This window comes from Herbaspirillum huttiense (genome assembly GCF_047300815.1).
Classification (GTDB): domain Bacteria; phylum Pseudomonadota; class Gammaproteobacteria; order Burkholderiales; family Burkholderiaceae_D; genus Herbaspirillum; species Herbaspirillum huttiense_A.
Window position 1 is genome coordinate 3503749 of the sequence record NZ_CP178608.1, and the last position, 26833, is coordinate 3530581.

General features: G+C 63.5%; 21 protein-coding genes. 6 read left to right on the forward strand and 15 right to left on the reverse strand.

Translation table 11 applies throughout. The annotated features are described in order from the left end of the window. Window positions 1–142: 142 nt before the first annotated feature. A complete protein-coding gene (aceB, locus tag ACLRDN_RS16065; RefSeq protein ID WP_413457100.1) occupies window positions 143–1729 on the reverse strand; it encodes a malate synthase A in 1587 nt (528 codons plus the stop codon). A gap of 252 nt (window positions 1730–1981) precedes the next feature. On the opposite strand from aceB, the gene ACLRDN_RS16070 reads away from it, so the two are divergent. Continuing rightward, on the forward strand, window positions 1982–2902 hold the full coding sequence (locus tag ACLRDN_RS16070; RefSeq protein WP_413457101.1) for a LysR family transcriptional regulator: 921 nt from the start codon (window positions 1982–1984) through the stop codon (window positions 2900–2902). 7 nt (window positions 2903–2909) lie between these two features. Here the strand turns inward: ACLRDN_RS16070 and ACLRDN_RS16075 are convergent, their stop codons facing one another. Beyond that, the gene (locus ACLRDN_RS16075) at window positions 2910–4520 is read right to left on the reverse strand and encodes a methyl-accepting chemotaxis protein (protein WP_413457102.1); all 1611 of its coding nucleotides are present in this window, start codon (window positions 4518–4520) and stop codon (window positions 2910–2912) included. 216 nt (window positions 4521–4736) lie between these two features. After that, complete coding sequence (locus tag ACLRDN_RS16080; protein ID WP_413457103.1) at window positions 4737–6134, reverse strand: PLP-dependent aminotransferase family protein; 1398 nt, start codon at window positions 6132–6134, stop codon at window positions 4737–4739. A gap of 181 nt (window positions 6135–6315) precedes the next feature. Here ACLRDN_RS16080 and ACLRDN_RS16085 point away from each other — a divergent pair, with 181 nt between their 5' ends. The 3 genes from ACLRDN_RS16085 (at window position 6316) to ACLRDN_RS16095 (ending at window position 10542) form a co-directional block, all read left to right on the forward strand. Then, window positions 6316–7617 (forward strand): hydroxymethylglutaryl-CoA reductase, degradative, encoded by a 1302-nt coding sequence (locus ACLRDN_RS16085; RefSeq protein WP_413457104.1) that lies wholly within the window; start codon window positions 6316–6318, stop codon window positions 7615–7617. Window positions 7618–7682: 65 nt separating this feature from the next. Continuing rightward, entirely contained in the window at window positions 7683–8897 is a 1215-nt protein-coding gene (locus tag ACLRDN_RS16090) for an ABC transporter substrate-binding protein (RefSeq protein WP_413457105.1), read from the forward strand. A gap of 343 nt (window positions 8898–9240) precedes the next feature. Beyond that, the gene (locus ACLRDN_RS16095) at window positions 9241–10542 is read left to right on the forward strand and encodes an MFS transporter (protein WP_413457106.1); all 1302 of its coding nucleotides are present in this window, start codon (window positions 9241–9243) and stop codon (window positions 10540–10542) included. Between the two features lie 19 nt (window positions 10543–10561). Here the strand turns inward: ACLRDN_RS16095 and ACLRDN_RS16100 are convergent, their stop codons facing one another. The 11 genes from ACLRDN_RS16100 to msrP all read right to left on the reverse strand — a co-directional run bounded on the left by ACLRDN_RS16100 (window position 10562) and on the right by msrP (window position 23179). Next, the gene (locus ACLRDN_RS16100; protein ID WP_413457107.1) at window positions 10562–10897 is read right to left on the reverse strand and encodes a helix-turn-helix domain-containing protein; all 336 of its coding nucleotides are present in this window, start codon (window positions 10895–10897) and stop codon (window positions 10562–10564) included. Window positions 10898–11023: 126 nt separating this feature from the next. After that, entirely contained in the window at window positions 11024–11404 is a 381-nt protein-coding gene (locus ACLRDN_RS16105) for a helix-turn-helix domain-containing protein (RefSeq protein WP_413457108.1), read from the reverse strand. Between the two features lie 2 nt (window positions 11405–11406). Next, window positions 11407–11799: a hypothetical protein gene (locus tag ACLRDN_RS16110; RefSeq protein WP_413457109.1), complete on the reverse strand. Its 393-nt coding sequence runs from the start codon at window positions 11797–11799 to the stop codon at window positions 11407–11409. Between the two features lie 9 nt (window positions 11800–11808). Continuing rightward, window positions 11809–12660: a vesicle formation protein gene (locus tag ACLRDN_RS16115; protein WP_413457110.1), complete on the reverse strand. Its 852-nt coding sequence runs from the start codon at window positions 12658–12660 to the stop codon at window positions 11809–11811. A gap of 136 nt (window positions 12661–12796) precedes the next feature. After that, on the reverse strand, window positions 12797–15505 hold the full coding sequence (locus ACLRDN_RS16120; protein WP_413457111.1) for an Ig-like domain-containing protein: 2709 nt from the start codon (window positions 15503–15505) through the stop codon (window positions 12797–12799). A 916-nt stretch (window positions 15506–16421) separates the two neighbouring features. After that, entirely contained in the window at window positions 16422–17273 is an 852-nt protein-coding gene (locus tag ACLRDN_RS16125) for an EAL domain-containing protein (RefSeq protein WP_413457112.1), read from the reverse strand. A gap of 65 nt (window positions 17274–17338) precedes the next feature. Next, window positions 17339–18571 carry a TolC family protein gene (locus tag ACLRDN_RS16130; RefSeq protein WP_413457113.1) on the reverse strand — a complete coding sequence of 411 codons (1233 nt, stop codon included), beginning with the start codon at window positions 18569–18571 and terminating at the stop codon, window positions 17339–17341. A 424-nt stretch (window positions 18572–18995) separates the two neighbouring features. Beyond that, complete coding sequence (locus tag ACLRDN_RS16135) at window positions 18996–20708, reverse strand: tetratricopeptide repeat protein (RefSeq protein ID WP_413457114.1); 1713 nt, start codon at window positions 20706–20708, stop codon at window positions 18996–18998. A gap of 55 nt (window positions 20709–20763) precedes the next feature. Then, the gene (msrA, locus tag ACLRDN_RS16140) at window positions 20764–21462 is read right to left on the reverse strand and encodes a peptide-methionine (S)-S-oxide reductase MsrA (protein ID WP_413457115.1); all 699 of its coding nucleotides are present in this window, start codon (window positions 21460–21462) and stop codon (window positions 20764–20766) included. A 77-nt stretch (window positions 21463–21539) separates the two neighbouring features. After that, complete coding sequence (locus ACLRDN_RS16145) at window positions 21540–22196, reverse strand: sulfite oxidase heme-binding subunit YedZ (protein ID WP_413457116.1); 657 nt, start codon at window positions 22194–22196, stop codon at window positions 21540–21542. Window positions 22197–22210: 14 nt separating this feature from the next. Further along, window positions 22211–23179, reverse strand: a complete 969-nt coding sequence (gene msrP, locus ACLRDN_RS16150; protein ID WP_413457117.1) for a protein-methionine-sulfoxide reductase catalytic subunit MsrP — start codon at window positions 23177–23179, stop codon at window positions 22211–22213. 242 nt (window positions 23180–23421) lie between these two features. On the opposite strand from msrP, the gene ACLRDN_RS16155 reads away from it, so the two are divergent. Both ACLRDN_RS16155 and ACLRDN_RS16160 read left to right on the forward strand, forming a co-directional pair. After that, window positions 23422–24093: a heavy metal response regulator transcription factor gene (locus ACLRDN_RS16155; protein ID WP_121042020.1), complete on the forward strand. Its 672-nt coding sequence runs from the start codon at window positions 23422–23424 to the stop codon at window positions 24091–24093. Further along, window positions 24090–25556, forward strand: a complete 1467-nt coding sequence (locus tag ACLRDN_RS16160; RefSeq protein WP_413457118.1) for a heavy metal sensor histidine kinase — start codon at window positions 24090–24092, stop codon at window positions 25554–25556. The genes ACLRDN_RS16155 and ACLRDN_RS16160 overlap by 4 nt, the downstream gene beginning before the upstream one ends. On the opposite strand, the gene ACLRDN_RS16165 is transcribed toward ACLRDN_RS16160, so the two are convergent. Further along, on the reverse strand, window positions 25486–26649 hold the full coding sequence (locus tag ACLRDN_RS16165; protein WP_413457119.1) for an AI-2E family transporter: 1164 nt from the start codon (window positions 26647–26649) through the stop codon (window positions 25486–25488). The genes ACLRDN_RS16160 and ACLRDN_RS16165 overlap by 71 nt on opposite strands. Window positions 26650–26833 lie beyond the last annotated feature (184 nt).

Consider the following 26833-nt stretch of genomic DNA (forward strand, 5'->3'; position numbering starts at 1 on the left):
GCTGATAAAAAATCCCCGACTCGTCGGGGATTTTTTTCGTCCTTCACTTTCGTACTTTCGCAAAGTGAAATGATGGGCTTAAAAAAATCCCCGCCCTCTTGCGAGCGGCGGGGATTTTCATTTGCACTGAAGCGGATCTGAATCAGATTTCTTCGTACAGCGGCAGGGTCAGGAACTCTGCGAAGGTCTCGGAAGTGGACATTTCTTCAAAGATCTTGGCGGCGCGGTCATAGGTCGGGCCATCGCCCGCCACTTGCTTCACCTTGGCCAGCTCTTCCGGGATCATCGCACGCACCATGTCGGCGGTGACCTTGCGGCCGTCTTCCAGGTTGCCCTTGGCGCTGCGGATCCACTGCCACACCTGGGCACGGCTGATTTCGGCGGTGGCCGCATCTTCCATCAGGTTGTGGATGGGCACGCAGCCGTTACCGGCCAGCCAGGCACCCAGGTAGTGGATGCCGACGTTGATGTTGTAGCGCAGGCCGGCTTCGGTGATCGGGGTTTCGGGCTGGAAGTTCAGCAGATCGGCAGCCTTCACTTCCACATCCGGACGCTGCTTCTCGAACTGGTTGGGCTTGTCGCCCAGCACGGCCACGAATTCCTTCATGGAAGCTTCGACCAGGCCCGGGTGCGCCACCCAGCCGCCGTCGTAACCGTCGGTGGCGTCGCGGCGCTTGTCGTTGATGATGCCTTGCATGGCGATGGCGTTCTTTTCCGGATCGTTCTTGATCGGGATCAGCGCGCTCATGCCGCCGATGGCCGGAGCACCGCGCTTGTGGCAGGTCTTCAGCAGCAGCAGGGCGTAGGCGCGCATGAAGGGCGAGGTCATGGTGACCTTGGCGCGATCGGCCAGGCAGAAGTCCTTGTCGTTCTTGAACTTCTTGATGCAGGAGAAGATGTAGTCCCAACGGCCGGCGTTCAGGCCCGCGCTGTGCTCGCGCAGTTCGTACAGGATTTCTTCCATCTCGAAGGCAGCGGTGATGGTCTCGATCAGCACGGTGGCCTTGATGGTGCCTTGCGGCAGGCCGACTTCATTCTGCGCCATCACGAAGATGTCGTTCCACAGACGCGCTTCCAGGTGCGACTCCATCTTGGGCAGGTAGAAGTACGGGCCGGCACCGCGTGCCAGCTGTTCCTTGGCGTTGTGGAACAGGAACAGGGCGAAGTCGAAGATACCGCCGGAAATGCGCTTGCCGTCCAGGGTGACGTGCTTTTCATCCAGGTGCCAGCCGCGCGGACGCACCACCAGGGTGGCGATCTTGTCGTTGAGTTTGTAGCTCTTGCCGTTCGATTCCAGCGAGATGGTGCGGCGGATCGCGTCATACAGGTTGATCTGGCCGCTGATCTGGTTGTCCCACACCGGGGAGTTGGAATCCTCGAAGTCGGTCATGTAGCTGTCGGCGCCCGAGTTGAAGGCGTTGATGACCATCTTGCGCTCGACCGGGCCGGTGATTTCCACGCGGCGGCACTTCAGGGCTTCGGGGATGGGGGCGATCTTCCAGTCGCCGGTGCGGATGGATTCGGTTTCCTTCAGGAAGTCGGGGCGCTCGCTGGCGTCCAGGCGCTTGACGCGCTCGGCACGGGCGGCCAGCAGTTCCTGGCGGCGGCCTTCGAAGGCGCGCGAGAGCTTGGCGACCAGCGACAGGGCTTCAAAGGTCAGGACGTTCTCGTAACCCGGCTTGATCTCGCCGGAGATTTCCATGCCGGTGGGCAGCTTCAGTTGCGTCATGCTGGACTCCTCAAAAAGAAAAATGGACTAGGTGATCTTGTTTTCATGATTGTGCCTGAGACCGTGCAGCTTTTTGCATCGCATCAGACACTTTATGTACGCAGTATATTTAAACCAAATCGATATGAGTGAAAGCTTTTATCAATTTATCTTTGCGTTTTAGTCACAAGTGAGCCGATAATGGCTGATACGCGCTGCGCCAGTTGTGGTGCGGCTTTGCCGCCAGTTTCATGGCGTTGGGAGGGGGACAGCATGGACCAGTTCAAGCAGATTTCGACCTTTGCCGAGGTAGCCGCCCGTGGCAGCCTGTCGGCAGCAGCCCGCGCCGAAGGCATCGCCCCGGCCATGATCGGCCGGCGGCTGGATGCGCTGGAGGAGCGCCTGGGGGTGAAACTGCTGCAGCGAACCACGCGCAAGATTGTGCTGACCAACGAAGGCGCGGCCTTCCTGGAAGACTGCCAGCGCATCCTGGCCGACCTGGAAGATGCCGAATCGGCTGTCTCGGAGCGCAGCGCGCGCGCCAGCGGGCAATTGCTGATCTCGGCCCCGGCCGGTTTCGGCCGCCAGCACGTGGCGCCGCTGGTGCCCTCCTTCCTGGCCGAGCACCGCGATGTCACGCTCACGCTGAACCTGAACGACCGCATTGCTGACGTGATCGGCGAAGGCATCGACGTGGCCATCCGCATCGCCACCCTCACGGACTCCAACCTAGTGAGCGTGAAGCTGGCCGAGAACCATCGGGTGATCGTGGCCGCCCCCTCCTACCTGCGCCGACACGGCACGCCGGCCAGTCCTGATGAGCTGGTGCGCCACAACTGCCTGGCCATGAGCAGCGAAGGCAGCCAGCGCGGCTGGACGCTCAAGCAATCCGGCAAGGTGAGCGTCTACAAGGTGGGGGGCAACATGGTCTGCAATGACGGGGAGGTGCTGCACAACTGGGCGCTGGCCGGACGCGGCCTGGCCTGGCGTTCGATGTGGGAGGTGGGTGCGGCGATCGAGGCCGGCGAACTGGTGACCGTGCTGGACAAATTCGCCGCCCCGGCCCCTTCCATCTATGCGGTGTTTGCACAGCGGCAGCACCTGCCGCTGCGCATTCGCGCCTTCGTCGATTTTCTGCGGCATGCCTATGCGCAGCCGGACTACTGGAAGCAGCCCGGAGCGGGCCTGCGCTAAAGCGTGTTCAGTGCGGCAGCGTCGGGCTGGCCGGGGTCACATCGATCTCCCGCCGCACCAGGGCTTCCCCTTCACTGACCCGGAACACGCTGACCATCTGTGCCAACCGTCCTGCCTGGTTCTGCATGGAGGCAGCCGCGGCCGCCGCTTGCTCCACCAGTGCCGCATTCTGCTGGGTCACCTGGTCCATCTGGGTGATGGCCAGGTTGATCTGCTCGATGCCGCTGGTCTGCTCGGCACTGGCCGCACTGATCTCGGCGACGATGTCGGTCACGTGGCGCACGCTGCTGACCACTTCCTGCATGGTGGCACCGGCCTGCTCGACCAGGCGGCTGCCGTCGCCGACTTTTTCCACCGAATCATTGATCAGCTCCTTGATTTCCTTGGCGGCCGACGCCGAGCGCTGGGCCAGCGAGCGCACTTCGGAGGCCACCACCGCAAAACCGCGCCCCTGTTCACCGGCGCGGGCCGCTTCGACCGCAGCGTTCAAGGCCAGGATGTTGGTCTGGAAGGCAATGCCGTCGATCACGCTGATGATGTCCACGATCTTGCGCGAGGACGCGTTGATGGCGCCCATGGTATCGACCACCTGGTTGACCACGCCGCCACCCTGCTCGGCCACGCTGGAAGCCGATTGCGCCAGCTGGGCTGCCTGGCGTGCATTGTCGGCGTTCTGGCGCACGGTGGAGATCAGTTCTTCCATGGCCGAGGCGGTCTCTTCCAGCGAGCTGGCCTGTTGCTCGGTGCGGCTGGAGAGATCCAGGTTGCCGGCGGCGATCTCGGCCGAGGCCGTGCTGATGGTGTCGGTGCCCGAGCGCACGTTGGTGACGATGCCGCGCAGGCTGTCATTCATGTCCTTGAGGGATTGCAGCAACTGGCCGGTCTCGTCGCGTGACTTGACCTGCACCTCGGTGGCCAGGTCGCCCTCGGCCACCTTGCGCGACACCACCACCGCCGTCTGCAGCGGCTTGGTGATGCCCAGCGTCAGGGTGCGCGCCAGCACGATGCCCAAAAGCAGGATCAAACCCTCCAGCACCAGGATCAGGATGCGGCTCTGGGCAGCAATGTTGTCGATTTCCTTGGCGGTGTCGTCGATGTCCTTGCGCTGGATGTCGACCATCTCGCGCATGAGCTTCTGATAGGTCGCGGCCGCCGGCACGAAGACCGTGTCGAGCAGGCGCATGGCCTCTTCCACGTTGCCTGCCGCCTTCAGTTTGACGATCTGGTCACGCGAGGACAGGTAGACCTTGCGCTGCTCGCCGATCTTCTGGAACAGCGCCTTCTCTTCGGGGGTCACCAGCAAGCCTTCGACCTGCTTCTGATACTCCGAGGAACTCTTGGTCGAGGCCGCGGATTCCTCCGCGAAATACGCTGCCAGCGACGGATCACTGCTCTTGGCGATGGCCAGGGTGCGGCGGATGCCGGCGGTCAGGTTGGTGTACCAGTCGCCCATGAGGCGCTCAGTCCTGAGCGGATCGTTCATCATCTCGCGTGTGGCTGTTGAGACCTGCTCCAGCCGCCACAGGCTGATGCCCGCTACCACCGCCGAAAATGCCAGGATGATGGCAAAGCCCAAGGTCAGGCGTTTGCCGATGTTCATGTTGCCAAGGATATTCATGTCTTTTCCGTCCCGAGCACAGGCTCCGGGGCGGCGCCTGTGCAGTGTCATCTTGATTATTGTTGTCACCACGGCAGTCCCCGACTGCCATCGATGAGCACTATGGCACGCACTGGCAAGCGGGACAAGGCAACTAAGCCTCGAACAGACGGGCAATGGCGGCTCTCTTCCGGCCCGTGCGCAAATGCGCCGGCAAACGCCCCAGCATGCGGGAATTCAGGCTTGTCGATCCAGCAAGCCGGCCATCGCGGCGGCAAAGCGCGGATCCGACAGCAGCCCGACATTGAAGCGTGACCATGGCACCGCCTGCTCGGGTTCAACATGAAAGATGCTGCCCGGCGCCAACACCACGTGGTGCGCCAGCAAGGCCTGCGCCAATGGTTTGGCGTCGGCAAAGGCGGGAAACTTCGCCCACAGGTACATCGATTGCTGCGGCGCGCAGAACAGCTCCGCGCCGAGTTGCTGCAACTGCCGGCAGGCGGCGTCGGTGGCCTGCTGCAGGCGGTCGCGCAGGCGCGCTGTGTGGCGGCTGAAATGGCCATCGGAGAGGATCACATCGAGCGTGCGCTCGCAGTATTCGGAACTGCTCATGTGCACCAGCATCTTGATGTCGGCCAGGTCGCTGGCGAGGTCCCGGTGGCAGGCGATGAAGCCGACCCGCAGCGCCGCCGAGACCGACTTGGAAAAACTGCCGATGTAGAGCGTGCGGCGCAGCTGGTCCAGGGTGGCGATGCGCGGTGCGGTCGCGGGCTTGAAGTCGGCGAAGGCGTCGTTTTCCACAACCAGGGCATCGTAGCGGTCGGCCAGTTGCAGGATCTGGTGGGCCTTGTGGGGCGCGGTGTCGGACGCCGTGGGATTGTGCGCCAGCGACTGGGTGAAAAACAGCGGCGTCTTGCCCGGGCGCTTCCACTCGCGCTCCAGTACCTCCACATCGGGCCCGTCCGCGTGGCGAGGGATGCCGACGATGCGCGCCCCCGACAGCTTCAACTTGCCATACAACATGTAGTAACCCGGCTCATCGACCAGCACGCGGTCACCGGGACGGATGAAGTTGCGGATCACGATGTCCAGCGCCTGGTTGGCGCCATGGGTCAGCACGATCTGGCTGGTGGCCGCCTCGATGCCATGCTGGGCCAGCTTCTGCACCAGGTGCTGGCGCAGCGGCAGGTAGCCGAAGCGGCTGCCGTAACCGAACAGCGCGCCCATGCCGGTGCGCACCACCTTCTGGTGGAACTTGTCCAGCCGCACGTCGTGCAGCCACTCCACCGGCGGGAAGCCATCGCCCAGGCGCAAATGGCCGGGGTCGTGCTTCAACTGCTCGCGCATGAGCCAGACCACGTCCATGGCGCGGCTCAGGCTGCCCTCCTCTTCTTCCTTGGGACGCGGCGGCGTCGCACAGACGAAGAAGCCGGAACCGCGCCGGGGCTCCACCACGCCTTGCGCCGTCAATTCCTCGAAGACGTTGACGATGGTGTTCTTGGCGCAGCCGTGCTGGTCCGCCAGCGCCCGTATCGAGGGCAGTCGGCTGCCGGGGGCATAGGCGCCCTCGGCGATCTGGCGGCGGATCAGTTGCACCAGTGTCTGGGTCAGGGTGAGGGTCTGGGATGGGGCCATGGATGATCGAATCTTGCTGCAATGCAAAGGGATTGTCCTGGGTACAGTTGACGCGCTGTTGGTGCCAACTGTACCCATGCGCAATGGTACACCCTTGTTATTCTGCCAGCGCTGGAGAGGGCCACTGCAAGCGGCGCCTTTTCAAGAGCCTTCATATCACGACCAAAAGAGAGACAAGCGCATGCACAGTGACACCCACTCCGCCGGCGATTCGCGACTGCCCGGATTCCGCACCCTGACCCCGCCGCAGCGCCTGGCGGAAATTGCCCGCCTGGCCGGCCTGGGAGAAGCCGAGCAGGCCTTGCTGGGCCAGCCCGGCGGCCTGCCGCTGGCCACGGCCGATGGCATGATCGAAAACGTGGTCGGCACCTTCCAGCTGCCGCTGGGCGTAGCCGGCTATTTCCAGCTCAACGGCCGCGACGTGCTGGTACCGATGGCCGTCGAAGAGCCTTCGGTAGTGGCGGCCGCCTCCTTCATGGCCAAGCTGGTGCGCGCCTGCGGCGGCTTCCAGACCTCCAGCAGCACGCCGCTCATGCGCGCCCAGATCCAGCTGCTCGGGGTGACCGATCCGCATGGGGCGCGGCTGGCCATCCTCAAGGACCGCCAGGCCATCATCGACATCGCCAACAGCCGCGACAAGCTGCTCAACGACCTGGGCGGGGGCTGCCGGGACATTGAAGTCCACGTCTTCCCGGATACCCGGCGCGGGGCCATGGTGGTGACCCACCTGATCGTGGACGTGCGCGATGCCATGGGTGCCAATACCGTCAACACCATGGCAGAGGCAGTGGCCGGCCATATCGAGGAAATCACCGGTGGCAAGGTGCGGCTGCGCATCCTCTCCAACCTGGCCGACCTGCGGTTGGCACGGGCCCGTGTGAAGGTTTCTGCAGAGGTGCTGGCCACCAACGCTTACAGTGGCGAGGAAGTCATCGATGGCATCGTCGATGCCTATGAATTTGCGGCCGTCGACCCCTACCGTGCCGCGACCCACAACAAGGGCATCATGAACGGCATCGATCCGGTCATCGTCGCCACCGGCAACGACTGGCGCGCGGTGGAAGCCGGTGCCCACGCCTATGCCTGCCGCCATGGCCGCTACACGTCCCTCACGCACTGGGAGATCGCGGCCGACGGCGACCTGGTCGGCACGCTGGAAATCCCCATGCCGGTGGGCCTGGTGGGCGGTGCCACCAAGACCCATCCGGCGGCGCGCGCGGCCTTGAAAATCCTGGACGTGCAATCGGCCCAGGAGCTGGCCGAAGTGGCAGTGGCCGTGGGCCTGGCGCAGAACATGGCGGCCCTGCGCGCGCTGGCCACCGAAGGCATACAGCGTGGCCACATGGCCCTGCATGCGCGCAATATTGCGCTGGCCGCCGGCGCCGAAGCGCACGAGATGGAGTGGCTGGTGCAGCAGATGGTGGCGCGCCACGATGTGCGCGTGGATTACGCCAGGTCGCTGCTGGCCGAGCGACGCGGCTGAAGTACCGATCAGAGAGCATGACCCCGAGCCGCCCCGGCGGCCAATAACAACGAGGAGACAAGCGCATGAACCCATCGATTACGCTGCGCAAGCTGGCAGCCGCCTGTGCCATCGCAGGCATTTTTGCCGGGCCGGCCATGGCCCAGGTATCCAATGAGGCGGTCCGCATCGGCTTCATCACCGACATGTCGGGCCCCTATGCCGACACCGATGGCCTGGGCGGGCTGGAAGCCATCCGCATGGCGGTGGCCGACTATGGCGGCAAGGTGCTGGGCAAACCCATCGAGGTACTCTCGGCGGACCACCAGAACAAGGCCGACATCGCCGCCACCCGCGCCCGTGAATGGGCTGACGAACGCGGCCTGGACATGCTGATCGGCGGCGTCAATTCGGCCACGGCCCTGTCGATGAACAAGGTGATGGCCGAGAAGAAGCGCGTCTACATCAACATCGGGGCCGGTACCGCGCGCCTGACCAACGAGGAATGCACGCCCTACACGGTGCACTACGAGTACGACACCGTGGCCCTGGCCAAGGGCACGGCCAGCGCGGTGATCAAACAGGGCGGCAAATCCTGGTTCTTCCTGGTGGCGGACTACGCCTTCGGCCATTCGCTGGCCAATGACACCAGTGCCGTGGTCAAGGCCAGCGGCGGCACGGTGGTGGGCTCGATCAAGCATCCGCCGCAGTCCTCCGACCTGTCCTCCTTCCTGCTGCAGGCGCAGGCCTCCAAGGCACAGATCCTGGGGCTGGCCAATGCAGGGGAAGACACGGTCAATTCCATCAAGGCCGCCAAGGAATTCGGCGTGACCAAGACCATGAAGCTGGTGGGACTGCTGATGGTCATCAACGACATCCATGCACTGGGGCTGGCCAATGCCGAGGGCCTGATGATGACCGACAGCTGGTACTGGGACAAAGATGAGCCTTCGCGCAAGTTCGCCGAGCGCTTCTTCCAGAAGATGAAGAAAATGCCGAGCACGCACCAGGCAGCCGCCTATTCGGCCACGATGACTTACCTGAAGGCGGTGCAAGCCATTGGCACCGATGACGCCACCAAGGTGATGGCGCAGTTGAAGAAGGCCCCCATCGACGACTTCTACAACAAAGGCTATATCCGCGCGGATGGACGCAACATCCACGACATGTATCTCTACCAGGTGAAGTCGCCTGCTGAGTCCAAGAAACCTTGGGATTACCTGAAACTGCTGGAAACCATCCCGGGTGAACAAGCCTTCACCACCGTTGCGGAGTCCAAGTGCAGCCTGCTCAAGCAGTGATGGGGAAGTGAAGTTGCAACGCTGCAGAGCTGACCTGCAGTTCGAGGGCGAGGCCGGCGAGGTCTCGCCCTTCGTCATTGATGTGCCTGGCAGCAAGTTCATCCTGCCTTGACGATCTATGCGCTCTTTACATCAACGACTTGCCTTGGCCGGATCTTGCGCCTACTCTTGCACCCGCCCTGCCCGGTCTGGCGCGTTGATCCTGATGCACCAGCGCGGCCTGGGCGGCACAATATCGCGCGCGGCCAGCCGTCAGCGCAGATACAGCGCCCTGATCCCGGTACCAGGGTGCGATGACATCGCCGGCCTGAAGGCCGGTCTCCCCTTACGCCAAGGAGCTCCTTTGAGTCAGCACCCTCCCAGCCCCCCCACCCGTACCTCCACCCCGGCGGGGTTCACCCGCTACCAGAAAACCGTGGTCGGCCTGCTGGCCTTCCTGCAATTTGCGGTCATTCTCGATTTCATGCTGATGTCGCCGCTGGGCGCAGTGATCATGCCGGCCATGCAGATCACGCCCCAGCAGTTCGGGCTGGTGGTGTCGGCCTATGCCTTCAGCGCCGGCGCCTCCGGCCTGCTCACGGCCGGCTTTGCCGACCGCTTCGATCGCAAGCGACTGTTGCTGTTCTTCTATAGCGGCTTCGTGCTGGGGACCGTGTGGTGCGGCCTGGCGCAGAGTTTCGAAAGCCTGCTGGTGGCGCGCATCGTCACGGGCCTGTTCGGCGGCGTGATCGGCTCCATCACCCTGGCCATCGCCACCGACCTGTTCGCGCCGCACCTGCGCGGACGCGTCATGGGGATCATCCAGACCGCCTTCGCCGCCAGCCAGGTGCTGGGCATTCCGATCGGGCTCACTCTCTCAAATGCCTGGAACTGGCATGTCCCCTTCCTGGCCATGGCCGCGCTGGGCGCGGTGGGGGGCGTGGTGGTCAGCTTCAAGATGCAGCCGGTGGACGGCCACCTCAAGCTCACGCAGGAACACACGGCGTGGATGCACCTTTATCACACCATCACCGAGCCGCGCTACCTGACCGCCTTTGCCACCACGGCCCTCCTGATGACGGGCGGCTTCATGCTCATGCCCTTCAGCAGTGCCTACCTGGTCGGCAACCTGGGCATCGACCTGCATCACCTGCCCACGGTCTACCTGGTGACGGGCCTGTGCACCATCGCCTTCGGTCCGCTCATCGGGCGCGCGGCCGACAAGGTGGGCAAGTTCCGGGTGTTCGTCTTCGGTGCGGTGCTGTCCATCATCATGGTGCTGATCTACACCCACCTGGGGCCGGTGACGGTGCCGATGATCGTGCTGGTGAACGCGGTGCTGTTCCTGGGCATCTTCTCGCGCATGATCCCGTTCCAGGCCCTGGTATCGTCCGTGCCGGCAACCACCCAGCGCGGCTCCTTCAATGCGATCAGTGCGTCGATCCAGCAGCTCTCGGGCGGTGTGGCCTCGATCGTGGCAGGGCATATCGTCACCCTGGGGCCGAATGGCCAACTGCAGCATTTCGACGTGGTGGGTTACGTCATCGTCGGCACCACGCTGCTGGCCTCGGTGCTGGTCTGGCGCCTGAACCGCGACGTGCAGGCAAGCGCGGCCATCCGGGCGGCTGCCGCGCAGGCTTCGCCTGCCAGTACGGCGGGAAGATGAGCAAGCGCGGGATGCCCGGTCAGGCGCCGGTGCGGCCGGCGTAGCTGGCAAGGCTGCGGATGATCTCGCGCCCTTGCACATCGGTGCGGCAGTAATGGTCGATCAGCTGACGCACGTCGGCATCGCTGTCCTGCGGCAGGACTTCCGGCTCGCTGCCGGTGAGCAGCCAGTTGAGGTCGACCGCGAATTCCCGGTACAGCTGCAACAACAATTCTCCACCGGGCATGGCCTTGCCGGCTTCCAGCCAGCTGATGTGGCCGGTGGAGGTACTGAGGCGCTGACCCAGCTCACGCTGGCTCAGGCCGTGTGCGAGCCGGATCTCCTTGATCCGCACGCCGATTTCTTCACTGAACATATGCTCTCCTCTGTACGGACGCACCCGCTCGCTCCGCCCGTATCCCTGTTTCCCACGGCGCTGCTGACGCTATCCTGAGCCGTGCCGCCGCAAGGCGAGCACGGCAATGACCGATGGCGGCGGCCTTCAGCCGCGCCTGGCGACCAGGAAGCTCGCTACCGCCATCACCAGCGACTTGCCGCGTTCTGTCGCGCGGATGTAGTCGCCGATGAGTACCTTGACGTGGAAGCCATGGCGTGGCGGCAGCTCCTGTTCCAGGCCGGTCAGCAGCCAGTTGATGTTGACGTCGAACTCCCGGTGCAGCGAACGCAGGAAGCGTCCGCCCGGCATGCTGTGCCCCAGTTCCACACAGCTGATGTAAGCCCCGGATGTCCCCAGGCGACTGGCGAAGTCGCGCTGATTCAGACCGCTCAGCTGGCGCGTGGCTTTGAGTCGCTCGCCAATGGCTTGCTTGCTACCGCCGGCGGCGTAGGCGGGCGCATTGTCATCGTCAATGGGCGTATCCATCTTCAACCTCCGAACGGATAAGGCGAACCGGACATCCATTCCGGCAAGGGCCGGCTGAAGGCGTCGGCCACATGCGCGTCGTGTCCGAGGCTGGAACCGGATTGATTCAGGAAGTCGAACTGCTCGCTCTGCATGAAGATCTGCTGCAAGGTCAGTACGCCATCACTGAATTCCAGGCGCCGGTTGGGGTTCACCAGCGCATCGAGCGCGCCCTCGCGCAGCAGGATCTGGCCGCCGCTGCGCAACACCAGCAACAGGTCGATGCCGAGGCTGCGTACGTCCCGGATGGTTTCGATGGGAATCTTGCGCAAGGCGGTCCCGGCCTGGGTCACGTCCAGCGTATAGGTGGTCTTGCCGACCAGGGCTTCCTCGATGGAACTTGCGGCGTCAGACATCGGGCATCCTCATTCGCTTTTCTGGATACGGATTTCCAGGCCTTCCGTGCCACTCTGGCGGGCCGCCGGGATCGGTTCGATGCGCTGGCGGATACGGGCCGCCGGCACGCCGATGGACAGCAGGTGGTTGCGCACCGCCACCACGCGATAGAAGGCCATGCGGTTGGACTCCGACAAGCCCTCCACGGCTGCCGAGGAAATGGTGAAGTTCTGTTCGAGGCTGGCGTTCCATTCGAAGTGCTTGATGAAGGTCTCGTTCATGCGCCTGGCTTCGTCCGGACTCAGGTCCACGGTACCTGGACGGAAGCGCACGATCAGCACGCTGGGCCGCAAGGCAAACTGCTCCACGCCGGTGGGCAGCGCGCCGGGCGTGCCGCTGGCGTTGAGTACACGCTCGGAAGTCCCTTCCTTGGCCAGGTCGGCTTCGGGCGTGGACTTCATGTTGTTGCCGCGTTCCTTCTGGTTGGGCTTCTCGATCTTGGCCAGGCCCGAAGCCTTGAAGCGCTGGTCGCTCTCGCGCAGCTTTTCCTTCAGTTCGGCCACATCGGCCTTGTAGCGGACCTCGTTGTTATTGAGCGTCTGCCGCATCTGCTCAATCTGGGCATGCAGCTCCTCGGCACTGGGACTGACCGGCGTGAGTACGTTGGGGCCGGGCAGCGCCTTGGGGAAGGGCTTTCCCGGCATCTCCAGTTCGGTCGCCTTGCTGTCCTTGGCTTCGTCACGGGCGCGCATGGAAAAGTACATCACGGCCATGGCCAGGATGGCGATCAGCAGCAAGAGGTACATCACCATGTTGACCATGGAATCGACGTAACCGGGCCAGAAGTTCTGGTCATCGGAATCTGCGGTGGGGGCTGCCATTGGTTTTCTCCTTCATCTGGTTTGAAATGATGCGCACGAGACCCTGCCGGCCCGTGCGCCTGTTTGCGCCTGGCATCGGCCCCGGATGGGGACCGATGCGTTTGCTGCTCAATGTCTTGCGGTGCGTTGCTTCACATCACACACCGAAGATCGTATGGGTGTTGCCGGGGTTGGCCGGCGCTGCCGTATCGAGCGTGATGCTGACGGCATCGCTGCTGTTGCCCACGTTGCCGGCCACATCGATCTGTCGCACGATCATGGTCTTGTTGCCGTCCGGCAGGCCGGACAGCTTGACGCTGGTGCCTGAACCATTGCTCCAGGTGGTACCGCTGTCCAGGCTGTATTGCCAGCTCGCCCCGGCCTCAACACCGCTCACCTTGAAGGTGGCGTTGTTGGTGATCTTGTCGGTCGGATTGCCGCTGTCGACCGACAGCGCCAGCGCGGGGGCTGCGGGCGCAGTCGTATCCAGGGTGAAGCTGAACTTGTCGCTGTTGGGACTGACGTTGCCGGCGGCATCGGTCTGGCGGACCAGCATGTTCTTGGCACCATCACTGCCGCCACCGTCATCGGCGGTGCCGGCAAAGCGGAAGCTGGCAGCAGTGCCGTCCTGCCAAGTGGTGCCGTTGTCCAGGCTATATTGCCAGCTGGCACCGGACTCCAGCTTGCTGACGTTGACCGTCCCCTCATTGGTGATGCGGTCGCTCGTATTGCCACTGTCCTTGGCCAGCGCCAGGGTGGGCTTGGCAGGCAGCGTAGTGTCGAGCGTGAAACTGACTGCGGCGCTGTTGGCACCGACATTGCCGGCCACGTCGGTCTGGCGCACGACCACCTTCTTGGCGCCGTCAACATTGCCGGCACCATCCGCTACCCCCTTGATATTGAAGCTGCCGCCGCTGCCGTTGCTCCAGGTCACGCCACTGTCCAGGCTGTATTGCCAGCTGGCGCCGCTCTCGACACCACTGACGTTGAGCGTGCCATCGTTGGTCAGCCGGTCGAGGCCGCTGCTGCCGGTATCGCGTGCCAGGGTGGCGCTCAGCTTGGCGGGCGCTGCCGTGTCCAGGATCATCGTCAGAACCTGCTCCGCGCTGTCGTTGCCGGCGCGGTCGGTCTGGCGCACCTTGACGGTGTGGGCGCCATCCCCGGCGATGGTGAAGCTGCCTCCGCTACCCGGCTGATAATCGCCGCCATCGATCTTGTAGGCCCAGCGGGCAGCGGCTTCCAATCCGGAGACCAGAACCTTGCCGACGCTGGTGATGCCGTCACCGGGCGTGCCGGTATCGCTGGCCAGTGCCAGCTGCGCAGTGAATACGGGCGGGGTGGTATCGATCATGACGCTATGCGTCACCCGGATGGAGTCGAGGCCCTTGACGGTGTTGTGCGACTGGATGCCGATGATCTTTTCCACCCCATTGACACCATCTGCGCCCAGCGCCTGCCAGTCGGCCGCCGTGAGCGTATAGCTCCAGTTCCACACGCTGGTGCCGGTATCCGGGGTCAACTGGCGTTCGTTGCCCTGGTCAGTCTGCAGGGCGTAGATCTTTTCCAGTCCGGCCAGGGTGGCCTTGGTATGTGCGCGCTGCACCATCAGGCCGGGAATCATGGCCACCGGGGCCAGGATGCGGCCGCCCAGGATGGAGCAGGCGATCAGCGCCCCCATGGTGATCTGGCCGTTGATGACCAGGAAGGAGCCGACGATGACGGTGGTCGAATAGCTCAGTTGCTGCAGCATGGCGGCGATGTAGCCGGCATGGTCGCCGATGGCGCGCATGGCCATGTCGCTGCGGATGGATTCGGCGCTCACGTCGATCCAGCGCGAGAGAAACTTCCAGCCGCCGGAACCGGACTTGATGGTTTCCACCCCCTCCACCGTCTCCACCAGCAGGCCGGTCTTGAGATTGGAGGCGGCCGCGCTCTTGTCGGCCAGGCGCACCACCTTGCGGTTGGAGAGGTAGCCGATGCCGATGGCCGCCAACCCGAAGACGGTCGGTACCAGCGCCATCCAGGGGCTGGCGATGAAGGCGATGACCAGCACGAACAGCAGGCCCAGCGGCAAGTCGACCAGGGTGAACAGCGTTTGCGAGGTATAGAAGGAGCGGATCTGTTCATATCCGCGCAACTGCCCGGCCAGGCTGCCGACGGAACCTGGCAACTGGTCCACGCGGACCGACAGCAAGCGTTCGAAGAGCGCCTGCGAAAGCTTGGCATCGAGGCCGGAGACCACGCTGTCCATGATGTGGGAGCGCGCGAACTTCATGCCCAGCTCGAAGAGAATGGCCAGCGACACGCCGATGGCCAGCACGATCAGCGTGGCCACGCCGTGGGTCGGGATGACGCGGTCATAGACCTGCATGGAGAAGATCGAGGCGCCCAGCGCAATGACGCTCATGACGACCGAGGCAATGACCACTTCCAGGATGATGGGCCGGTATTCGGCGAGCGCTTCTTTGAACACGCGCTCAAAGCCGTGCTGGTCCGGCTTGTTGCCGAGGGCGGCAAAATCGAGTTTGTAGGCACCCTCCCCCAGTTCGCTGTCGCTGACCAGGGCATGGCCTTCTTCACTGATGAAGATCCAGCGTCCGTCCGGACGCTGGTCGACGATCACGCCCCAGCCCCGGTCGCCGACGACCCCCAGCATGGGCAGCTGCGCGCGGTCCGGCTTGGGCAGACGCTGCGACTTGGGCAGGCTCAGGGCAGCGCAGAGGCTATTGATGTCGATGCCCGCCATACCATTCTTGACCATCGCTTGCGTGATGGCCGTATTGAGCCGGACGCTGTCGATCACCACGCCGTGGCGCCGTGCGGCGGTGGTCACGGCCCATGAAAGGGAAGAAGCCAGTTCACTCATGGCAAGCCTCCCGACAGACGGGCAAGGCGCTTGGCTCGCGGCCAGGCAGCACCGGCCACGGACGCGATGCCGGCAGGAGGCGGTGAACTGGAACGGGGAGGAATATTCTTTCTCATGGCGATTCGTTTGGTTTGATATCAGTCGCGACGATCGGCCTTCCTTCCCGGGAAGGACTGTCGATGGCGCGTCTTCGGACGTACTCGGCTTGACCGACAGTGAGAGCGAAAAGCGGGAGAGAACCCCTGGGACGATGCGTCACGCGATACCGGAAACAACCAGAATCACGTCAACGATGGTGCTTCGCCACGCGGCAGAAACGGGCAAAACCGAGGGAGATCAAGTCCGGATTCAGGCGCTGCGGCAGATCGTCAATGAGGCTCATGATCTTTGAAAATATAGAAATATTTAATTGTCCTTTAGTTCATTTTGGAAATATTTCCACACACCAAAAAACTTAGTAAATGACGATGTTTTCTGACCCGTGATGAAGTCACAGAGGGAAGAAACAAAGAGAAGACTGGTCGCCGGCGAAGAGAAATGAATATCCCTTCTTTCTCTCAGATCAAAAGAAGGTATCAATCGATGAAATACCCTGAAATACGCGGCTTTAAAACGAGAACTCCCCTCGAACCAGATTGCATTCGAGGGGAGCTTGATGCCATTCGCCACCTGTTGATCCGACATGCAGTCAGCACTGGTGACAGCGTCGCCGCTAGACCATGAACAGCGACGCGGAGGTAACTTTATCTAACAAAATGAAGATTAAGTATTGTCCGATGGTGCGGTCCATATGATGTCTTAAGTGTTAGTTTCTGCCATCGATCACTAACACGTGAGCAACGAAAGAAGAAGCGTTCACAGGAAGAAGAAACTGGTCCGTCCCGCTATCTGCCAGCGCCATCCATGGCAGCAGGAATCAGTCCGCGGAGGCAGGGGCAGATAACGGGTCCAGCGCCATTACCGATAGCGGTTCGTCTTGCACGGCCGGCGCTGGAGGCGCGCAAGACAGCAAGGTATTGAGTGCGCAATGACGGGCAAACTCAGCCGCCAGCATGGGCCTTGCGTAGTGCCATCCTTGGGCATAATCGACGCCTGCGTGTTCCAGATAGCGCGCCTGTACCGCAGTCTCTACCCCCTCGGCCACGATCTTGAGCTTGAGCTTGCGGGCCAGGTCGATGATGCAGCTGAGCACCGGATGCGGTGGCCGTTCGGTACCGATGCTGGTGACGAAAGAACGATCCAGCTTGAGCACATCGCAGGGCAATTCGTGCAGGTAGCGCAGGGAGGAATACCCCGTTCCGAAATCATCCAGGGCGAGCAGATGGCCGTTGCCTCGCAACTGTTCCATGACGGCACGGCAAGAGGCAGTTTCCATACTGCTGCCTTCGGTAATTTCCAGCCAGAGCTGGCGTGCGGCAATGCCGGTGCCGGCCAGGTGGCGCTCGATCGCCTTCAGGATGCGTCCGCTGTTGATGTCCTGCGCCGGGATGTTGACGGCTACGTGCAACCCCGGATGGCTGCACAGGATCGGCGCCATGTCGGCGATGGTCCGCGCCAGCACCAGATCGGTGATCGCCGCCAGATAGCCGTGGCGCTGCGCATCCGGCAAGAAGCGGTCCGGGCCCAGCAGTGCACCATCGTCGCGCTGCCAGCGGACCAGGACCTCGGCCCCCGTGCAGCTGCCATCGGCCAGCGCCACGATGGGCTGATAGACGACGATGAATTCGTTGCGCTGGATGGCGCGCTTGAAATGCGCTTTTTTGTTCATGTTCTTTCTCGCCACAGCGACATGAGGGCGCCAGCGGCGGCGCCCTTCCCCTCGTTCGGACCAGCTCAGCGCACCTGATCCAGTCCGTAAGCCCACAGGTGCAGCTTGCGGCCGTCGGCGATGATCATGGCGGTGACATCGGCCTTCTGCAATTCGGTCTGCACCACTTCGCGCACGGCATTCATCACGTCCAGCCAGGAGCGCCGGCCGGAGAGATACTGGCGCGTATAGGAAGCCAGCACCTCGTCGGCCGACAGGCTGACCTCTTCCAGGTTGCGCGAGCGCGCCTCGGCCTGCTGGTATTCCGTGTAGGTCGCGCCGATCTGCGAGATCAGTTCTAGCCGCGCCGCATCCACCGCCAGCAAGGCCGCCTGGTAGCGTCCCTTGGCCGCAGAGACCTCGGAACCCAGCGACAGCCCGGCACCCAGCTGCATCTGCATGCCGATGAAGGCACGGTTGGCATTGGGCGTGTGGGGCACGCTGAAATTGCCGCGCTGGTGTTCCAGGCGGGCATAGACTTCCGGCCAGTAGGAGGCGCTGCGGATCGCGATGGCGGCCTCCTGCACCTTGGCATCGGCGCGCAGGCGCTTGAGCAGCGGGCTGCTCTGGAGCATGTTGTCGGTCAGTGCGGGGAGGTCCTCGCTGACCTTCATCCGGTTCACGTCGGCGCGCAATTCTTCATCAGTCAGGGGCAGCCCCACCAATTGTTCCAGCTGCAGGCGCGCCGATTGCCGGCTGGCCTTGGAGGCCAGCAAATCGGTCAGGGCCTGCTCGCGGCGGCCCCGCACCAGCGTCACGTCGACCCGTGCAGCGGCGCCTTCCTTCTCGCGGCGCTGGCTCTGCGCGAGGAAGTCTTCCAGCGCCTTCAGGTTCTTCTGGTTGGCTTCAGTGGCCAGGTCCGAACGTACCCACAGGCTGTATTGCGAAATGACCTGCTCGGCCAGGCGGAAGCGCTGTTCACGCAGGGCTTCCTCGGCGGACTCGTGATTGAACCCGGCCTGTTCCAGCTGGGCCGTCAGGCGGCCGCCCGACCACAGGGTCTGCTGCAGGCGCAGGGTGACCACGGTGTCGTCGCCGTTGTAGGAAATGTCGCGCGAACTGGTCATGCCCGCACGTTCGACCGACATCGATGGCGTGGGGAAGAATTGCCAGCGGGCCGACGAGATGCTCTCGGCAGCAGCATCGACGGCGCGTTGGCGTGCTACCGCAGCAGGATTGTTGAAGGCGGCCTGCTTGACCAGTTCGCCCAGGGTCACGGCGCCGGCCGGCAGGCTCAGCACGCCCAGGGACACCGCCATCACCGCAGCCAGCCGGCTACGCCAGCGCTGATACGGCAGGATCGGGGAGGACTGCGGGAGGCACGCGCGGCCGGGGGGGGAGGATGTGGTTCATCTGCGCTCATTTCAGGTTGGATCTCGTCCAGGGAGGAAGGTCTCGCGGCAGGCCGGAAGACGGCGCCGGGCGCCATGCTTCACGCACCTGCAAACTGGCCGGACAGCAGCCGCAAAGGCGGCAGCGCAGCCGGCCGGCTGCGATGACGGGAGACGAGAATTGGCTTGGATGATCGCGGAAAGAACCGGGGTGAACTAATTGTCCCTTGGTGCGGGAATCTTCATATATCCTCGAAAAAATTCGAGAATTACTACAAACATTAATGAAGAACAGCTGCAGACCCTGCCAAGAACGTCTGCAGCCGGGGGGATGCGAGGGGTGCGCGGTCCCTCAGGAAGAAAACGCCTCCACCGCCAGGGCGGCGCGCAGGGTGGTGATGACCTCGTCCCAGTCGCCTGCCCGCTGCTGGCGGAACAGCCGCGCCGCCGGATACCAGGGCGAGTCATGGCGCTGCAGGAACCAGCGCCAGTCCGGCGCATACGGCAAGGCGATCCAGACTGGCAAGCCGAGCGCGCCGGCCAGGTGGGCGGCTGCCGTATCGACACTGATGACCAGGTCCATGCAGCAAAGCACGGCTGCCGTATCGGCGAAATCGCCAATGCCCTCCCCCACGGCATGCCACTGCGGCCCGGCCTGCTGCAGCCATTGCGCATCGGCGGTGCGCAGATCGGGCTGGATCACGAAGAAGGACAACCCGTCACGCGCCTTCGCCAATGCTGCAAAGCGCTCCAGCGGGATAGACCGGCGCGCATCGTTGACGTTGCCGGGGTTGCCGGCGCCGATGATGCCCACGCGCACCTGCCGCGGCGCACGCGCTGCCAGCGCGTCGAGCTGCCGCTCCCACTGCCGCTTCAGGTCGATATGAACGTTCAGGTAAGGCACCGGTGCCGGGATGTTGTCCATCGTCGTATTGCATACCAGCGGCAGGCTCATCAGCGGCAACTGATAGTCGATGGCGGGCAATGCGCCTCCGGTCGCCACCAGCTCAATGCGCGGGGCCACCGGCAAGCCCTGCATCAAGGTGAACAGACTTTCCGGAACCTCGAACACCACCTCGGCCCCGGCCTCGACGATCTGCTGCACGTAGCGGCTGAACTGGATGGTATCGCCCTGCCCCTGCTCGGCCCACAGCAGGATGCGCTTGCCGGCCAGCGAGCTGGCGCCGTTCCAGGGCGGGATGGTGGCGTGGCGATAAGGATCGGCCGCGCGTCCTTCCCAACGCCATTCGTAGAGCGGCAAGGCTTCTTCCAGACGGCCCAGCACCAGCAGCGACAGGGCCAGATTGACGTGGGCATCGGCATCGCCGGCGTCCATGCGCAGGGCGCGGCGGAAGCTGTCGATGGCTTCCTCGTGGTCGCGCAGGCGCGCCAGGGTGGTGCCACGGCTGACATGGGCATCCACCAGGTCGGGGTCGAGGATGAGGGCGCGGTCGTAATAGCGCAGCGCTTGCTCATATTGACCCGATGCATGTTCGATCAGGCCCGCGTCCAGCCAGTATTGGGCTTGCTCATCGGAGCGCAGCAGCACCTGGCGAAGACATTCGCGTGCGGCTTCCCATTGGCCGGCGCGTTCATGCAGCTGCGCCTTGCGGTGCCATGCATTGGGAACATCGGGATTGCGCTGCAATGCCTCTTCCAGCAAGGCCAGCGCCTGAACATCGTTCTTGCCGGAGGGCGACATGCCCTGCAAGGCGGCCGAGGCGGCGACGAAGAACTCAGGACGTTCATGCCCCGCCTCGATCAGGTCGCGATACAGCAAAAAGCTGTCTTCATATCGACCCAGCTCGTAGAAGGCACGGCCCAGACGGTAGCGCAGGGCCAGAGCCTCCTCGCTGTCGGGATCGACCAGCGGCAAGGCCTGCTGCCAGGCCAGGGCGGCTTCTTCGAAACGCCCTTGTGCCGCTACCACGCTGCCCAGCAGCTGCAGCGCATCCTTGTGCCGGGGATGGGTCTCCAGCAAGCCGAACAGCACTTGTTCGGCGGCGGCGTAGTCATCCTGGTGGAAATGGTCGAGGGCGAGGCGCAGGGATTGAGTGGCGTTCATGGCAGGCGGGATGAGACAAACCCGCGTATTGTCTCATCCCTGCCGGGGTACTGCGTCAGCGCTTGAACACCAGCACCGGATCGGCACGATAGATGGCCGGGTACATCTTCTGCAGGTTGCTGATCTTGGGCAGGTCGTTGTAGGCGATGTAGGGCTGGTTCGGATGCAGGGTGGCGTAATCCTGATGGTAATCCTCGGCCCGGTAGAAGCCTTGCAGCGGCGTCACCTGGGTCACGATGGGGGCGCTGAAGACCTTGGCGGCATTGATCTGGGCGATGTAGGCCTGGGTGGCCTGGGCCTGTTCGTCGCTGGCGGTGAAAATGGCCGAACGATATTGCGTGCCATGGTCCGGGCCCTGGCGATTGAGCTGGGTCGGGTCATGCGCCACCGAAAAATAGATCTGCAGGATCTGGCCATAGGAAATCTTGCGCGGATCGTAGGTCACCTGCACCGCTTCAGCGTGGCCGGTGGTCCCCGAACTGACCATGGAATAGGTGGCCGAATCAGCCTTGCCACCGGCATAACCGGACACCGCCTGCAACACGCCCTGGGTATGCTGGAACACCCCCTGCACACCCCAGAAGCAGCCACCCGCGAGGACCACGGTGGCGGTGTTGGCAGTGGAGGCCAGCATCGCCTTGCCGCTGGGGGCGGGCACGGCCACCGCCGCCTCGGCCGCGAAAGTGGATGCACTGGCCAGCGCCAGGCAAAGGCTGGCCGCAGAGGCCAGGACGGCAGGTTTGAACAGGGACATGGCAGGCTCCGACAGGGCAGGAAAAAATCAGAAAATCGGTGAGAACGATCAGGTCAAACGTACAGGATGTGAAGCATTCAGCGCCGCACGGGCTTTCCCGCCGTGCCCGATGTGCCGCTGCGCCGCCACAGTAGCCGCAAGGCGAGCATCACCCCGACCAGCATCGCGAACAGCAGCGGCTGGGCGATCAGGTTCTTGCCAGCCTTGTCCCACCAGTAGTGCAACACGCCCAGCGGCACGATGACATAGACCAACCGGTGCAGGGCCTGCCAGCGCTTGCCGCCAAGACGCCGCACCATGCCGTTGGTACTGGTGATGGCCAGCGGGATCGACAGCAGCAGCGCCAGCACGCCCACGGTGATGAAGGGCCGCTTGACGATGTCCTTCCAGATCTCGCCCAGGTCGAAGAAGTGATCGAACCAGACGAAGGTCGTGAAGTGCAGGCACAGATACAGAAACGCCATCAGCCCCAGCATGCGGCGCATGCGCACCAGCCAGTTCAGCCCGGTGATCTTGCGCAGGGGCGTCACCGCCAGGGTGATGCAGAACAGGTACAAGGTCCAGTCGCCGGTGCTGTGGGTGATGAACTCCAGCGGATTGGCCCCCAGGCCGCCGGTGAAGCCCAGCACCACCAGCCGCCCCAGCGGAATGAAGGCCAAGGCCAGGAACAGCCACCACAGCCCCGTCACGGAGCGCGGCTTGAGATTGCGCAAGGCGGCGGGAGCGAGCTGCATGCCGGATCCGATCCTCAGAAGAACTTGCGCAGGTCCATGCCGGTGTACAGGCTGGCCACGTCGTTGTATCCGTTGAACATCAGCGTCTTGCGCTTGGGTGCGAAGAAGCCGTCCTCGCCGATGCGGCGCTCGCTGGCCTGCGACCAGCGCGGGTGGTCCACGTTGGGGTTGACGTTGGAGTAGAAGCCGTATTCCTGCGGGGCGTAGAGATTCCAGGCGGTCTTGGGTTCTTCCTTGACGAAGCGGATTTTGACGATGGACTTGGCCGACTTGAAGCCATATTTCCAGGGCACGATGATGCGCACCGGTGCGCCGTTCTGGTTGGGCAGGACTTCGCCGTACATGCCCAGGGTCAGCAAAGTGAGCGGGTGATTGGCTTCGTCCAGGCGCAAACCTTCACGATACGGCCAGTTCAGGATGGGGGTGGACAAGCCCGGCATCTGCTTCTTGTCGGCCAGGGTGACGAATTCGACATACTTGGCATTGCCCGTGGGTTCGGCCTTCTTGATGAGGGCCGAAAGCGAATAGCCGATCCAGGGGATCACCATCGACCAGCCTTCCACACAGCGCATGCGGTAGATGCGCTCTTCCAGCGGGGCCAGCTTGGTCAGGGCATCCAGGTCCAGGGTCATGGGCTTCTTGACCTCGCCTTCGATGTCGATGGTCCACGGGCTGGTTTTCAGGCTGCCGGCATTCTTGGCCGGATCGGCCTTGTCGGTACCGAACTCGTAGTAATTGTTGTAGCTGGTGGCGTCCTTGTAGGCGGTCTGCTTGTCCATGACCGCGAAGGCGTTATTGAGCTGGGCCGGCAGCTTCTTGCCCTGCTGGGCGAAGGCTTGCGGCAGCGCGCCCATGCCGCCGGCCAGCGCGGCACCGGCCGCCACGCGCGCCATGAAGCTGCGGCGCGACAGGTAGAGATCACGCGGGGTGATCTCGGAGGCGGTCGGGATGTCAATCTGGTCGGGACGAATCTTGATCAGCATGGTGCGCTCCGGCAAAAAAGGAAGTGAATGCAAAGCGGAGGCAAGGCCTGGACCTCGCCGATGAGATGCCATGGTAAAAGCGGCGCGGTGACGCCCGGGTGGCATTTTGATGACAATTTTGTCATGAAGAAAAATCCCTCCATTGCTAGAATCGAGTGCATTTTCCGGTTCATTCTCTCCGATCCGGGCCGCCTTTGCAGCGGCACTTCCCGTCCATTCCACTTCACACGGTTTCCCACAGCATGGCCATCCTGGTAATCGAAGACGACCCCAAGACCGGTGACTACCTGCGCAAAGGCTTGCGCGAATCCGGCTATGCCGTCGACCTCGCCCGCACCGGCAGTGACGGCCTGCACATGGCACTGGAACAGGACTACGACCTGGTGGTGCTGGACGTGATGCTGCCCGGCCTGGACGGCTGGCAGGTCATGAGCGCACTGCGTAGCAAGCGTGACCTGCCGGTGCTGTTCCTGACCGCCAAGGACCAGGTGGAAGACCGCATCCGCGGCCTGCAGCTGGGGGCGGATGACTACCTGGTGAAACCCTTTTCCTTCACTGAACTGGTGCTGCGCATCCGCACCCTGCTGCGCCGGGGCGTCACGCGCGAAGCCGAGGTCTATGAGATCGCCGACCTGCAGCTGGACCACGTGCGCCACAAGGTCACGCGCCAGGGCATTCATATCGCCCTGACCAACAAGGAATTCATGCTGCTGCACCTGCTCATCAAGCGCCGGGACGAGGCACTGTCACGGTCCGTGATCGCCTCGCAGATCTGGGACATGAACTTTGACAGCGACACCAACGTGGTCGATGTCGCCATCAAGCGCCTGCGCGCCAAGATCGATGCGCCCTTCGAGAAAAAACTGATCCACACCGTGCGCAGCGTCGGCTACATGTTTTCGGAAAACCCATGAACGCCGGTGCCACACCCGTACACGGCTGGACTCTCACTTCCCGCGTCACCGCCCTGTTCGCGCTGATGACTGCGCTGGTGGTCACCGGCCTAGGTTTTTACCTGGATCGCGCGGCCGGGGTCGCCCTCTCGCAGCGGGCCGACCAGGCCCTGATCGGGCGCGTGGAACACTTCCGCAACCTGATGCACGACCTCTACAACGTCGAGCAGATGGAGCAGCGCCCGGCCCTCTTCGAAAGCATGATGGGCAATGAGCAGGATGTGCGCATCTTCCGCCGCCAGGGTGAAGCGCCCTTCATCCAGAGCAATCCCGACCACCTGCAGCCGCCCGACATGACCCCGCTTCCGGTGGGACGCCCGGTCAGCTCGGCCAGCCTGCAGACCAGCTACCGCGCCGATGGCGTGAAGGTGCGCTGGGTCTCGGCGCTGGCTGATGTGGGCAAGGGTGGCGCAGGCGGCGACCGCGTGGAGATCGTGGCCGCCTATGTGATGGTGCAGGAAAGCCGCATGATGCACAGCTACCGCTGGCGCATTGCCGGTGCGGCGGGCGCTGCCATCTTGCTGACCTCGCTCTTGGGATTCCTGCTGCTGCGGCGCGGGCTGCAGCCGCTGGAAGCGATGAGCCAGCGCGCCGCCCAGATCACGCCGGATAGGCTCTCCACCCGCCTGGAGCAGGACGGCATGCCCTCCGAGTTGCGACGCGTGGCGCTCTCCTTCAATGCCATGCTGGACCGGCTGGAAGCCGGCTACGACCACCTGGCGCAATTCTCCGGCGACCTGGCCCACGAGATCCGCACGCCCATCAACGTGCTGATGGGCCAGAGCCAGGTGGCACTGGGCCAACGGCGTAGCCTGGAAGAATATGAACAATTGCTCGAATCGAATGTGGAGGAATTGCAGCGGCTCTCGCGCATCGTCGAGAACATCCTGTTCCTGGCGCAAGCCGACCATGCGACGCTGGCCGTGGAATGCAGCGCGCTGGACCTGCATGAAGAATTGGGCAAGGTGACCGATTACTTCGACGGTATCGCCGACGAACGCGGCCTGCGCTTCGAACTGCAGGCCCAGGGTACTTGCCACGCCAACCGCGACATGTGGCGGCGGGCGGTGAACAACCTGGTCATCAATGCGGTGCGCTACGGCGAGGCCGACAGCGTCATCCGCATCCAGGCCGAGAACGACGCCAGCGGCAGCCGCATCCTAGTGGACAACCGCTGCGAGGGTGTCACGCCCCATGCGATGGCGCGGATGTTCGACCGTTTCTATCGCGGCGACCGTTCGCGCAGCGCCTTCACTGAATCCAACGGCCTTGGACTGGCCATCGTCAAGGCCATCATGGCCTTGCATCGAGGCACGGCGGCCGTTGAATGCCCGCAGCCGGGCTGGATCCGCTTCAGCTTGTTCTTCCCGTCGGCGGCAACGCAGGCCGGGCAGTTGCAGGCTCCGCCACCTCTGCCGACCTGAGCGCTTCCTGTGCGGCCTGGGCCGCCAGCTCAGCCTCGCGCGCTTCGGCCGCACGTCTTGCCTTCTGAGCCGCCGAGGCGCGCGTGAAGATGATCTTCAAGGCTGCCATCACCGGCACCGACAGGAAGATACCCGCTACCCCGCCCAGTTGGTCACCGGCCAGCAGGCCCAGGATCACCATCAGCGGGCTCACTTCCACGCCCTCGCTCATCAGGTAGGGATTGAGTACGTAATCCTGGAACACCCGATAGGCGACGATGAAACCCACCAGCCACAGCAGGTGGTCATAACCGCTGAAGCCGGCCACCACCAGAGCGGCTGCACTGGCGGCCAGCGGACCGGCAAAGGGAATGAATTCCAGCACCGCCGCCAGGCCCGCCAGCAGCATGGCGTAGGGCACGCCCATGAGCGAGAAGGCGATGCTGTAGGCCACGAGGGTAGCAATGGAAAGGAACAGCAGCGCGCGCACATAGCGCGAGAGCAGCACGTCGAGATCCTTGATGATGCCATCCCACAGCTTGCGGTTGGAACGGTTCATCCAGGACAGGATTTCATCGCGCATGGCCGGCGCTTCCTTGATGAGCAGGAAGCTGATCACCGGCACCAACACAAGATAAATCAGGTTGCTGGCCGCATGCATCACGCCCACCCCGAACTGCTTGGCCAGCGGCATGGCCTGGTCGGTGCCGTTGGCGAGCTGGTCGCGGATGAAGCCGAGGATGCGTGCGCGCAGCGGTTCGGCAAAGCCCGGCAGCGGGATCTTGGAGACCGCATCATTGGAACGCAGCAGCGCCGGCAGTTGCTCGGACAGGCGCAAGGCTTCCTCCTGGATGCGCGCGCCAAAGATGGTCGCCACCACCGCCACGATGCCGATGGCCAGCACGAACACCACCGCAATGGAGACCGCACGCGGCACCTTGGCCGGGCGCACGCGCTCGACCTGCTCCACCAGCGGATAGACCAGGTAACTGAAGAAGACGGCAAACACCAGCACCAGCACAGTGGCTGAAATGGTATAGGTGACATAGAGCAGCAATGCCACCAGGAAGACGGTCCAGACGATCCTGGCCACGCGGAAATCGAAACCCAGCATAAATGTTCATCCTTGGAAAAAGAGGACGCAGCACGCGTGCGCCACGGGCAACCCCAGCCCGCCAGCCCCTCGCCACCGAGGTGAAGAAACCCGGTGGACGCGTGCACTCAGTCGTCCTCAGTTGCACTCAGTACTTCACCTGGAGCGTGGCGGAGATGTCGTTTTCCAACCCCTTTCCGCGCTA

Bases quoted from the DNA above. Each gene is read 5' to 3' on its own strand.
- aceB (WP_413457100.1), bottom strand. From the start codon at position 1,729: ATGACGCAACTGAAGCTGCCCACCGGCATGGAAATCTCCGGCGAGATC.
- ACLRDN_RS16070 (WP_413457101.1), top strand. From the start codon at position 1,982: ATGGACCAGTTCAAGCAGATTTCGACCTTTGCCGAGGTAGCCGCCCGT.
- ACLRDN_RS16075 (WP_413457102.1), bottom strand. From the start codon at position 4,520: ATGAATATCCTTGGCAACATGAACATCGGCAAACGCCTGACCTTGGGC.
- ACLRDN_RS16080 (WP_413457103.1), bottom strand. From the start codon at position 6,134: ATGGCCCCATCCCAGACCCTCACCCTGACCCAGACACTGGTGCAACTG.
- ACLRDN_RS16085 (WP_413457104.1), top strand. From the start codon at position 6,316: ATGCACAGTGACACCCACTCCGCCGGCGATTCGCGACTGCCCGGATTC.
- ACLRDN_RS16090 (WP_413457105.1), top strand. From the start codon at position 7,683: ATGAACCCATCGATTACGCTGCGCAAGCTGGCAGCCGCCTGTGCCATC.
- ACLRDN_RS16100 (WP_413457107.1), bottom strand. From the start codon at position 10,897: ATGTTCAGTGAAGAAATCGGCGTGCGGATCAAGGAGATCCGGCTCGCA.
- ACLRDN_RS16105 (WP_413457108.1), bottom strand. From the start codon at position 11,404: ATGGATACGCCCATTGACGATGACAATGCGCCCGCCTACGCCGCCGGC.
- ACLRDN_RS16110 (WP_413457109.1), bottom strand. From the start codon at position 11,799: ATGTCTGACGCCGCAAGTTCCATCGAGGAAGCCCTGGTCGGCAAGACC.
- ACLRDN_RS16115 (WP_413457110.1), bottom strand. From the start codon at position 12,660: ATGGCAGCCCCCACCGCAGATTCCGATGACCAGAACTTCTGGCCCGGT.
- ACLRDN_RS16120 (WP_413457111.1), bottom strand. From the start codon at position 15,505: ATGAGTGAACTGGCTTCTTCCCTTTCATGGGCCGTGACCACCGCCGCA.
- ACLRDN_RS16125 (WP_413457112.1), bottom strand. From the start codon at position 17,273: ATGAACAAAAAAGCGCATTTCAAGCGCGCCATCCAGCGCAACGAATTC.
- ACLRDN_RS16130 (WP_413457113.1), bottom strand. From the start codon at position 18,571: ATGGCGGTGTCCCTGGGCGTGCTGAGCCTGCCGGCCGGCGCCGTGACC.
- ACLRDN_RS16135 (WP_413457114.1), bottom strand. From the start codon at position 20,708: ATGAACGCCACTCAATCCCTGCGCCTCGCCCTCGACCATTTCCACCAG.
- msrA (WP_413457115.1), bottom strand. From the start codon at position 21,462: ATGTCCCTGTTCAAACCTGCCGTCCTGGCCTCTGCGGCCAGCCTTTGC.
- ACLRDN_RS16145 (WP_413457116.1), bottom strand. From the start codon at position 22,196: ATGCAGCTCGCTCCCGCCGCCTTGCGCAATCTCAAGCCGCGCTCCGTG.
- msrP (WP_413457117.1), bottom strand. From the start codon at position 23,179: ATGCTGATCAAGATTCGTCCCGACCAGATTGACATCCCGACCGCCTCC.
- ACLRDN_RS16155 (WP_121042020.1), top strand. From the start codon at position 23,422: ATGGCCATCCTGGTAATCGAAGACGACCCCAAGACCGGTGACTACCTG.
- ACLRDN_RS16160 (WP_413457118.1), top strand. From the start codon at position 24,090: ATGAACGCCGGTGCCACACCCGTACACGGCTGGACTCTCACTTCCCGC.
- ACLRDN_RS16165 (WP_413457119.1), bottom strand. From the start codon at position 26,649: ATGCTGGGTTTCGATTTCCGCGTGGCCAGGATCGTCTGGACCGTCTTC.